Origin of the sequence: Dolichospermum sp. UHCC 0352 (genome assembly GCF_009711925.1) — a bacterium.
Lineage (GTDB): Bacteria > Cyanobacteriota > Cyanobacteriia > Cyanobacteriales > Nostocaceae > Dolichospermum > Dolichospermum lemmermannii.
This window is the reverse complement of record NZ_VIKY01000132.1, coordinates 1-10,589: the sequence shown is the minus strand read 5'-3', so window position 1 is coordinate 10,589 and position 10,589 is coordinate 1. Positions and strand designations below refer to the sequence as shown.

Here is a 10,589-nt window from a genome sequence, read left to right as displayed (position 1 = left end):
GAGTTTCCCGCTTACCGCGAGGTCTTATGAAAATTGCTTCTGATCCTTACAGACGTTATTAGCAACTGTCAAATATTTAAACAAGGGGAGAATCTCAACAGTTCTGAATTTCTCAACTATATTCATCATCAACATAAGATTCATATATTTCAGGCGTTTCAGTGGAAGTAACAGAATCAGATAATTGAAAACTATCATCTGTCATGCGGATGATTTCTCCAGAAAAGAACTTTGCTAGACTTTCCGCAGCTTTAACCACACCATCATGATCCCAACTTGATGGCGATGGTTGCACTGGTGCTGCATTGGTAACAACAGGCTCAACTCGGACTGGTACGGGTGGTGGTGCGGATACTGTAGCTACTGGCTGTGGTACGGCTGAGGGTGGCTGTGGTGTGGGTTGCGGGGCTGGAGGTTGGTAATTAGATGTAGGTTGGGGTGGTTGTTGATAGGATGTAGGTTGGGGTGGTTGTTGAACGGGAGTAGAATTTTGTGGAGGTGGATTTCGCTTAGTTGATGTGGCGTTGGCAGTGGTAGCTTTTTCTAAGGTAACTTGAATTTCCTGCTGGAAGGTTTGTCTAAAGGCCGTAGTGATGATCGGTAGATAAGATTTCACTTTGTCATACCAAACCGCTTTTACACCTACACGAGCAACTACACCATTAAATTCCATTAAATGGCACATTTGACCCAATAATGCTTGTGTGGGTAGCTGCTGAATATGTCCACGGACTTGTTGCCAAAGTTGAGTTAAATTGTATTGTGAACCTTCTCCTACTGGCTGTATTGGTTCTGGTTGATGGTTAGTAGGTGGTGGTGCATATACAGGTTCTGACGTGGGTACTGGTGCAAAATTCACAGATGAGTTGTGATTTGTGGGCGGATATGCTGGTGGTGCAGCAGCGGGAGGATAAGCTGGAGTGACAGCAGTTGTATTAACTTGCTGAGAAATATTTGCAGTTTGGATTTGAATATTGGCGCTGGGTAATAATCCTAATAATGTTACTTCTAACCATAAACGAGGTTGAGTGGTGTTTTTTAGTTGTAATTCTGCTGTTCTCAGGTGTTGTTGTCCTCGTAAGATGGTACTAATATCAAATTTTTGGGCAAAGTCAACTAATGATGTCCAAGTTGATTCAGTACAAGCAACTAAATCTTGACGATTGGGAGCGGTTTTAGCTATGAGGAAATCTCGATAAAAAGCGGCGAGATTTTGGAGAATGATCAGGGGTTCTCGACCTCGATCTAGGATTTTCCGGGTAGAGTCTAGGACTATTTCGGCTTGATCTTGAGCGATCGCTTCTAATAGTCCAAATAGGTCTTTTTCGCTGACTGAACCTACCAAATCCCAAACCTTATCCGGTGTCACTTCCCCAGCAATTAAAGCTAATTGATCAAGTAAACTTTCTGCATCTCTTAATCCTCCTTGGGCAATTTGTCCCACCAGAGTCAGAGAATCATGAGAAATATGAATACTTTCCTTAGCGGCAATATACGTTAAATGTTTTACCATTGCCTCTAACTGAATCCGTCGAAAATCAAACCTTTGACAACGAGAAATAATTGTTGGTAATACCCTTTGTGCGTCTGTTGTAGCGAGGACAAAAACAACGTGCTTAGGTGGTTCTTCTAGGGTTTTAAGTAACGCGTTGAACGCTGCGGTACTTAGCATATGACAGTTATGTACTAGTAATCCATTAGCGACAAAGTTATGATTATCCTCAACTTCAAGATCATAAACTCGCTCAACTCCAGCGAGGTGAACAGATTCGACCTTCTCCAAATTTGTAATCCATTGCGGGTATGGAATATTGCTTGAAGTCTGCCACCCATTTTCTACTAGTGGTTGCTCCCATCCAGATGTAGTAGTACTGCTTACTGGTGCTACTTCTGGTGTAAAACTTTGCGGCTGCTGGGTATCCCATTGCTGTAAGCCAGTTAGCAATGAGGTGATTTTCTGCGGAAGAGAATCCTTCTGTATGTAGTTGAATTTGTGGGCTTCCTTGTGGACTGAGACTGAGTGAACCATCATCGCAAAACCACCAAGCAATCCCTTCTGGGGTGATTCTATTAAGCCAGTCCATAGAGACGGTTTTTTGTGACCGACTTGGCTTAACGATGTTAAAAACATCTTTGAGTTGGGGATGACAAGCTGTGTTACAGGTGACAGAAATATTTCCGTAGCCTTGATTAACTGTAACCCGTAGTTTGGGACGCAATTCTGAAAGTCGGGAAGCTTTGTATTCCAACCAATCTTTTTGACTGTCTGCGTGTGTCCAGCATAATCTAGGAAATCTGCTGCATTTATTGGGGTAAGTGATTGAGCAATCTCCCAATAATGTTCCGTAGATGAGTCCCAGTTGATCTGGTTGGATAAACCCGGCTTTGGCAAGAAATTTTTCCGTTCTAAGTTCCCAATTTCCGTGTCCTTTTTTGTATGGATGTTTTGTCCAGTGAGACTGGATACTTTTGATGCCTTTGCCTTTTTTTCGTAAAAAGTCTGGGATATCCAGCTTTTCTCCACATCTGCAAGCACACAGAGGTCGGAGTAATTCCGCTTGTTGAAGAATAGATTCCCAATCGTATAATTTTTGTCCGTATGTATTACCTTTGAACTGGTGTCCACTAACAAATCTTCGGGTACGTCCGTCAACACCAAACTTGTAAATGAGCGTGTCGCATCCACATTCACAGGGGATAGTATCTTCATTCCTGCTTTTACGTCTTTGGCTGCTATCCATCCCTGGTCAGTCCTGATTAAATGATTAATTGTACACTTAATTTCTCTGTGAGTTGTTTTGATCACTAAGGTCTGCTTTTCCCCTTGATCTAACCAACGGACAACTTTTTTAAACTCCCATTTTTCAGAGGAGTCATTGTAACTAAGAACTCTCTGACCTTGAATATTCGGGTTATCAAGGCGGACAATTCCGGCATCTGTGAGAATCAATGAGTCTCCAGTCAGGCATTCATCAATCACATAAACTTTATAACGACACTGCATCGGGGCAAACTGCGCCCTTTCAATCAGTTCACGGATATTATCAACACCCGTATTACTAGCAGCGTCAATTTCAATCACATCAGTAGAATAGCCTTTAGTAATACCCTGACAGATTTCACAAACACCGCAGGGTTGGGGGGTTGGCTGGTTGCCTTGGAGACAATTGAGAGATTTAGCGAGAATTCTCGCACTGGAAGTTTTTCCTGTACCTCTAGGGCCAGTGAACAAATAGGCAGGGGCGATTTTCGCTGAGAGAATGGCATTAGTTAGGGTAGTAGCGATCGCCTCTTGACCCACCAGTTCAGCGAAACTCTTTGGCCGATACTTATGGTGCAGGGGTTCGTAAGACATGGAGACAGGTTTAAATCCGTATATCCCAGGTAAATTTTAGGGTTTTACCATTCTAACAACTCATGGTAATTTTGCCTCAGACATAGCCGCTAGTACCGCAGGGCGGAAGTCAAAAGTCAAAAGTCAAAAGTCAAAACTAATATACAGTCAAAATAAATTTGACGAACTACTAGTCACTCACACCGCTAAAATTTTATTAAGCAACATCAATGGTGCATCAAATGTTTAAGCGGCTAATTCAATGGCTCAAAAAATTTTTTCGGCACTTGTTTGGTGGTAAACAAAATTTTACCCCCAGTCGGGAACAAGTCCCCAAAGCAGTAGTTCCACCCCTCACTGACACAGATTTAGAATTTCTCTTTACAGAACTACTAGAAGGAGTTCATCAGGTCAAGGGAGAAACTTGGGCGCAAAAATGGTTACATAATCTTGAACACCGTGTTAGCACCCAACAGTGGCTAGAATGGTTAAATCGTTTTGGTGACAGATTATTAGCATCTTCTAAACCCCATAATGAATTAGCAGCCAGATTAGTTCAACTTGGTGAGTTAGGGGTTGGGGAAATCAGCAATCTGTCCTACGATATAGGCATGAAAGTCTTAACAGTCAATCCAGGAGAACCAGTTTGGGAATACGAAGGTCCCGATGCAGTAGAAAATAATCTTTTAATACCTGCCAACACGGAAGAAAATTTACCAGAAGGGGAATACAAAACTGTCAGTCTAGATGAATTGTTGATGATGTTGCAGCAGGATGAAACCCTATGCGAGCAAATCTCCCAACAACTAGGAGTGGAAACAAATAATCCAGAAGAAATTATTCAGGTATTAGTTAGTCAGTATAATGAAGCGAACGAGTCTTCTGAATCACAAGGATAAATCCCAGTGACCGAAAAGACGGGACACAAGCCCGGTCCTTCCAGGACGGCTTTATGTTAAAATTTTGTCATAGTCGCCATAGGGCATTGGGAGACTTTAAACGGACATGGAGGGACGATAAGACCACTTGTGGCGGGTTCTGGCGAAGTGTCAAGTGTTTCCCCGCACCTTCAGGTCGGTGAGTATGTCAATAAGTTTGATTTGTGCGGTGTAGCTATCAATATTTTTACAGTATTACCCGGTAAGCGTAAAGCTCAGTCACTTTAGTGCTGAGATATAAGCGACACGGGCGAAAATATTTAGCCTAACTCAATAACAGTAGATGTGATACAATGTAAACAATTCTAGAATTTAAGTATAACTAAACGACGTAAAAACTTAACTTATTTGGTTGAGTGCGTAGTCATACCTAACGGTATTGCTGTTTAGGAAAGCTAAATTTGGTGAAAAATGAAATGCAAAAAACGAGTACGGTAGGGATACGGTCATTAACGCTTTAGGAGAATCGACCTCTGTTTTTGTTGGAGTAATCCAGCAATTGTAAGTTGGCTCATTGATTAAAGAATCGAGCGCGTCTAAAGACGCTGAGAGTGTCAAGTGGGTCTATTTGGTTTTCTAGTCCATTCCGTAATTAATAATTTTTTTTGACACAAGGATAGCTACAATCTAGGAGAAAGAAAATCCCATAAATTGGCAGATGTTCAGGTGGCTCTTGCAGTGGCTTAACAAATTTTTACAGTCCCCCTTGACTATCCTGGGAATCACCGATTCCCAGGATAGTCAAGGCAATCTGGTGGCAGATCAACCACCAAAACTCACGAATGCGGATCTAGAGTTGTTATTTAATGAACTACTAGAAGGTGTGCATCAAGCGCGCGGACAACAGTGGGCGTTGAAGTATTTGCAGCGGATGGAACCAAGAATTACAGTTGATCGGTGGATAGATTGGCTGTTGATATTTGGGGACAAATTATTAGCTTCTCCTGCACCGAATCTTCCTTTAGCCAAGCGCATGGTGAAACTGGGTGAGTTAGGTATTGGTGAGGTTAGCAACCTGGCCTATGATATTGGGGTGCAGCTATTGCGGCGCAACCTCAATCAGGAGTATGAGCGCAAGCAAGAGTCACAGGAGTTGGAAAGTTCCATCCCCACAGCAGAGGAGTTAGATACTCCTGGTCAGGAATTGCTCCGCCAATTTGGGGAACAAATCTGGCAAGATCAGAATGTGGAAAGTGTGACTAATCCATCAGTATCCCAAATGGTTGAGGATCTCTTCACTGGTCAGTCTGTAGGGTTAAGTAATGGGTCTTTAGCTGAGAATGCAGCTAAGACAGAAAATGACTATCACAGTTATGAGTATAGAATTCAGGAATTTTCCCAGAATGCTGCGGAAATAATTGCCGATCCAGAATCTCCCAGGGAGAAAAGCTGGAACGAGTCTTTGATGAATATAGAACCGCAGTTAGCGTCCACTTTAGATGAGTTGGTGGTGCGGTTGGAGCAAAGTAGCAATCTTGTCCAGCATTTAGCGTCGGAATTGGCAATTCGTGATCGGCAACTTGTCCAGCAATCAACATCACAAATAGTTGTTACTAATCCGGCGGAAAGTTTATTTTATCAGGGTTTACGGCAGGCTAAAGCTGGAGATTTGTTAAAGGCTTTGGCTTTATATGAACGGGCAAGTCAAATCCAACCTCATGTTTATGAGTATTGGTTTAATCAGGGTTTAGTATTATTTTACTTGCAACGGTTTTCCGAAGCGATCGCTGCTTATGACCAAACACTGGCTCTCAAACCGGATTTTTATCAGGTTTGGTATAGCCGAGGCAGTATTCTGGGCGAGTTGGGAGACTTTGATGCGGCCATTGCTTCCTTTGATCAAGCGATCGCTATTAAACCAGATTACCAAGCAGCTTGGTCTAGCAGAGGTTTAGCATTACTCAAGTTAGGTTTAATTGGGGAAGCTATTGATAGTTATGATCAAGCGGTGAATTTAGAACCCCAAGATTCTGAAGCTTGGTACTACCGGGGGATAGCTTTGGCTGTGGTTGAGCAATATGCAGAAGCGATTGCTAGTTATGATCAAGCTCTCAATCTCCAACCCAACTATCATGAAGTGTGGATTGATCGGGGTGTGGTGCTATTTAATTTAAAACAATGGTTAGAAGCAATTGAATCATGGGATCAAGCCCTGGCCATTCAGCCAGAATTTTATCTAGCTTGGTATAACCGGGGTGTGTCCTTTGAACACTTAGGTCGTCGGGAAGATGCAATCTCATCCTATCAACAAGCGATCGCCATCAAACCCGATTTCCACCCAGCCTGGTATAACCAAGCCGTAGCCCTATTTTACCTAGACCGTTCTGCCCAAGCTATATCCGGCTATGACAGGGCTTTAGAAATTAAACTAGACTACTGGGAAGCTTGGCTAGGAAGGGGTGCGGCGGCTGGTCATCTCACCCCCCACCAATCATCACTAATTGTAGTTAGTAACATTTCTGCATCCAATCCTGCCCTTAACTTAGGCGGCTATGAAGGTAAATTAGCAAGTTATCAGACAGGTTTGAAACATCTTCGCCCGGATACTCACCCAGAAGGTTGGGGAAGATTACGTATAGCTATTGGTAATACTTACTACGAGCAAGCAAAAAAAACCACCACACCTCGTGATTATTGGCATCATGCCATGTCCGAATATCAACTGGCACTATCTACGCTGACACCAGAAGATTTTCCAGAATTGCATTTGGATATTTTGCAATCTCTGATGAAAGTGCTTGTCTGTTTGGGGGAAACAGTAGCGGCACAGGAATTACAAAAATGGGGAATTGAATTATTACAACAATTACTCACTCAGCCGAATCGGACTGATGAAAATAAAAAACAACTGGTACTAAAATTTGCAGGTTTGGGACAACTAGCAGTTGATTTAGCTGTAAATACAGGAGATTTAGTAGAAGCTTGGGAAATTGCTGAACAGGGGAGAAATAACTGTTTACAGTTGTTAATGCCTGATTTGAATTATCAACTTGAGTCAGGAGATTATCGCTCTATTCAACAATTACTGAATCCCACCACAGCCATAATTTATTGGCATCTTAGCCCAGCCGCTTTGCACACATTCATTATCAAAGATCAAGCCCCAGCTCCGATTTTACTGTTTACACCCATTCAGGAGACAGAAGGAATTCCCGAAGCAATAAAACGCTTAATTGAATTTGAACATTGGTTAGCAGATTGGCAAGAATCATCAACACTATCAAAACTATTGCAGTTGCAAAATATCTTGAATATTTCCACAATTACTCAAGAATTGGCAGGGATAGATACAATAATTTTAGTTCCCCATCGGGACTTGTATAAATTACCTTTGCACAGTTTATTTAATCTGTCTTTTGCTTCAGTATCTTCTGTAAATGTGGCAAATTACAATATTACCTATTTGCCTAGTTTAGCTATGGGAATTTATTTACAATCTCAATCATCCTCCAATGGGCATCAACATCATGGTCTTCCGGCTTATCCCTTACTCAAATCTGATAAATTAGCATCAGAAATTATCAGCGAAACCTTGGCTATTCCTCAGGATTTTCTCAGTTATTAATGTTTAACCTTTAGAGGTTGTTTGAAAACTTTTTCGTGTGGGATCTGATCCCCCTAAATCCCCCTTTCCAAGGGGGACTTTGAGGAATTTAGCCCCCCTTTGTAAGGGGGGTTGGGGGGATCTCGATTAATTCTGATACTTTTCAAACATCCTCTTAGCCATTGCACGGCACTTTCCACATCTGCAACTTGTTCTCCTGGGGGTACAGGTGGACGATTTACCATCACCACCTTTATCCCTAGTTTCCTAGCGGCGATAATTTTGGGATATGTGGCACTACCACCGCTATTTTTGCTGACAATGGTATCTATATTGTATTTGAGGAGAATTTCTTGTTCGTTTTCTAAACTAAAGGGACCGCGATCGCATAAAATTAATCCAGGTGGAACGACAACATCAGCATTTGGTGGATCAATCATCCGCATTAAAAACCAAATTTCCTGTAAATGTGCAAAAGTCGCAATTTCTTGTCTACCAATTGTTAAAAATACTCGGTTAGCTTGATTTGCTAAAACAGCAGCAGCAGCCAAATTATTTTCTACTTCTAACCAATAATCATCCTTGAGTTTTTCCCAAGCTGGACGAATTACCATTAATCGAGGAATACCTACTTCCTGAGTCGCTGCGGCTGCATTCTCAGAAATTTGATTAGCGAAAGGATGAGTAGCATCAATTAATATATCAATTTGCATTTCTCGCAGATAAGTCACCAATCCGGCTACACCACCAAAACCGCCTATTCGCACATTACCAACAGGAGCAGCAGGTTCACGGGTACGACCGGCTAGAGAGGAGATAGCCTCAATACCAGGAATATTTGCTACCTTAGCAGCTAATTCTACCGCATCACCAATTCCACCGATAATTAAAACCCGCAACATATCAATTTAAGACAAATGGGATTGAAGCCAGCAGTTTAAGTTTAACTAATACTAACCAGTTTCTCTGTGTTCATTGACTAGTACTGCAGGGCGGAATTAAAAATTAACAATTAAAAATTAAAAAGCAGATTGTATAAGCTTTTTAGGGACTTTTAATGGTTATCTTACTTACGCTGTACTGTACTAGATTCTAAAGTTTTAACTTGATTTTGGAGTTTTTCTAAAGTTTGTAAATGGGATTGGTGCAATGAATTACTTAGCCAAATCAAACTCCCACTAAATAAAGTTACTGTAATAACTAAAATACCTGTTAACAATTTCACCTGTAAATGCAGACGTTTTATCTGATCAATTTGATTTTCCTCTGGAATCTGAGAAATACTAACTAAACTGAGATTTTCATTTTCTGTCATCACCTCCAATCTCTTTTCTTCTACTCTTATAAATGTAACTTTACCTTGCAGCCATCCAGTAATCAAATCAGGGCAATTTTTCTTAAACCATTGCCAAGCCAGTATTTTAAATGCAGGTTTAGATATTTTAGTCATAAATTTTAGAGTTTTATTGAGAGTTCCAAACTTAAATTTTTGATTTACTAAATTAGTTGAACCAACATCATAGAGACAATCCATGATGGATTTAATTGTAATTTCTTCCTGATAAATCAAAGTTTTTACTAATAACCTAAGTTCATTAATTAGTTGTTTCTCTTTCTCTTTCTCTTGAGACTGTTGTGTTAAATGATTTGATATTTTTATTGATTTAGACATATTTCAATAATAAATTTTGAAGTTTTCCACGTTTTCCTCATACCAAGTCACGTTAATTCAGGAAATGAGATAGGACTGACAAAACGACCTACTTATCTACCCTGATTTCCTGTTCCTCATTCCCTCCCTTAAAAGCTAGTACCGCAAGGCGAAAGTCAAAAGTCAAGCCTAAGACGGTATAGGCTTTTGGGCGATTTAGAATGGACGTTTGGCGTAGCTCAGTTGAGACGTTGGTTGATTTACGCCCTTGTGTACTAGTTAATATCCTGGCAAATCTAAGGCAATTAATAACGCTTGCTCCAAATGTGCCATGACAACTTCAGAAAGTATTCCTCTTAAACGCAAAAAGCGGGTTTTAGATAACACCCGCACCTGATCTGCCATGGCGATTGAGTCTTTCTTGAGTCCGCCATCTGGTGATAAAATTAAAACTTGAGTAGGGTAAACTCGCTTTCCGTCTTGATAGGTGGTACAGGGTACTGCTAAAACGACTGGGCTGGATAGATTAATTACATCGCGACTAACAATAATCACTGGGCGAGTTCCTCCCTGCTCCGAGCCTTCAGTCATTTCTAGACGCGCATCATAAACCTCACCCCTTCTCATCTTGGCGATTCCCCTAACTGCAACGCCTCCCACTGCGCGGTAGCAAATTCTACCTCTAGTTTTAAGACCTCTGCTTGATAATCTGGATCATTAGCCATTTCTGCCAATGCGGCATCAATTTCGGATCGCTTTTGTAAGGCTAGTTCCCTTCGTAAAGCCTGAGCGACAAAATCATTCCGACTTTTAGCTTTCCCTTCCATAACTGCCTTATCTGTAGCTTCTAGCAGTTCCCTGGGAATGGTTAATGTCGTGCGAACGGTTTCTGTTTTCATAGAGCGTTCATTATTTGATGACTGAAGTGATGTCTTATATCATATCGTTTTACGCATCAATTTAGTAAATTTAAGTTGGTCATTAGTCAATTGTCAGTAGGGGCGAAGCATTGGGAAGATAAATTATCGGTCATTGCCAAAAATAATTCTCCAAATGCTTCGCCCGTACAATTGTCAGTAGGGGCGAAGCATTGGGAAGATAAATTATCGGTCATTGCCAAAA

General features: G+C 41.3%; 7 protein-coding genes. 2 read left to right on the top strand and 5 right to left on the bottom strand.

What is annotated here, in order from left to right:
- Window positions 1-112: 112 nt before the first annotated feature.
- Window positions 113-3,355, bottom strand: a complete 3,243-nt coding sequence (gene dnaX / locus FJR06_RS09220) for a DNA polymerase III subunit gamma/tau (RefSeq protein WP_015078911.1) — start codon at window positions 3,353-3,355, stop codon at window positions 113-115.
- Window positions 3,356-3,576: 221 nt separating this feature from the next.
- On the opposite strand from dnaX, the gene FJR06_RS09215 reads away from it, so the two are divergent.
- The gene (locus FJR06_RS09215) at window positions 3,577-4,233 is read left to right on the top strand and encodes a hypothetical protein (RefSeq protein WP_168651286.1); all 657 of its coding nucleotides are present in this window, start codon (window positions 3,577-3,579) and stop codon (window positions 4,231-4,233) included.
- Between the two features lie 745 nt (window positions 4,234-4,978).
- Window positions 4,979-7,837, top strand: a complete 2,859-nt coding sequence (locus tag FJR06_RS09210) for a tetratricopeptide repeat protein (protein WP_371723703.1) — start codon at window positions 4,979-4,981, stop codon at window positions 7,835-7,837.
- A 53-nt stretch (window positions 7,838-7,890) separates the two neighbouring features.
- On the opposite strand, the gene FJR06_RS09205 is transcribed toward FJR06_RS09210, so the two are convergent.
- From FJR06_RS09205 to FJR06_RS09190, 4 genes are all read right to left on the bottom strand, one after another.
- A complete protein-coding gene (locus tag FJR06_RS09205; RefSeq protein ID WP_015078914.1) occupies window positions 7,891-8,718 on the bottom strand; it encodes a cobalt-precorrin-6A reductase in 828 nt (275 codons plus the stop codon).
- 164 nt (window positions 8,719-8,882) lie between these two features.
- Window positions 8,883-9,488: a hypothetical protein gene (locus tag FJR06_RS09200; RefSeq protein WP_015078915.1), complete on the bottom strand. Its 606-nt coding sequence runs from the start codon at window positions 9,486-9,488 to the stop codon at window positions 8,883-8,885.
- Window positions 9,489-9,746: 258 nt separating this feature from the next.
- Window positions 9,747-10,094, bottom strand: coding sequence for a type II toxin-antitoxin system PemK/MazF family toxin (locus FJR06_RS09195; RefSeq protein ID WP_015078916.1), 348 nt, complete (start codon window positions 10,092-10,094; stop codon window positions 9,747-9,749).
- The gene (locus FJR06_RS09190) at window positions 10,091-10,366 is read right to left on the bottom strand and encodes a ribbon-helix-helix domain-containing protein (RefSeq protein ID WP_015078917.1); all 276 of its coding nucleotides are present in this window, start codon (window positions 10,364-10,366) and stop codon (window positions 10,091-10,093) included. The genes FJR06_RS09195 and FJR06_RS09190 overlap by 4 nt, the downstream gene beginning before the upstream one ends.
- Window positions 10,367-10,589: the final 223 nt, after the last annotated feature.

Bases quoted from the DNA above. Each gene is read 5' to 3' on its own strand.
- dnaX (WP_015078911.1), bottom strand. From the start codon at position 3,355: ATGTCTTACGAACCCCTGCACCATAAGTATCGGCCAAAGAGTTTCGCT.
- FJR06_RS09215 (WP_168651286.1), top strand. From the start codon at position 3,577: ATGTTTAAGCGGCTAATTCAATGGCTCAAAAAATTTTTTCGGCACTTG.
- FJR06_RS09205 (WP_015078914.1), bottom strand. From the start codon at position 8,718: ATGTTGCGGGTTTTAATTATCGGTGGAATTGGTGATGCGGTAGAATTA.
- FJR06_RS09200 (WP_015078915.1), bottom strand. From the start codon at position 9,488: ATGTCTAAATCAATAAAAATATCAAATCATTTAACACAACAGTCTCAA.
- FJR06_RS09195 (WP_015078916.1), bottom strand. From the start codon at position 10,094: ATGAGAAGGGGTGAGGTTTATGATGCGCGTCTAGAAATGACTGAAGGC.
- FJR06_RS09190 (WP_015078917.1), bottom strand. From the start codon at position 10,366: ATGAAAACAGAAACCGTTCGCACGACATTAACCATTCCCAGGGAACTG.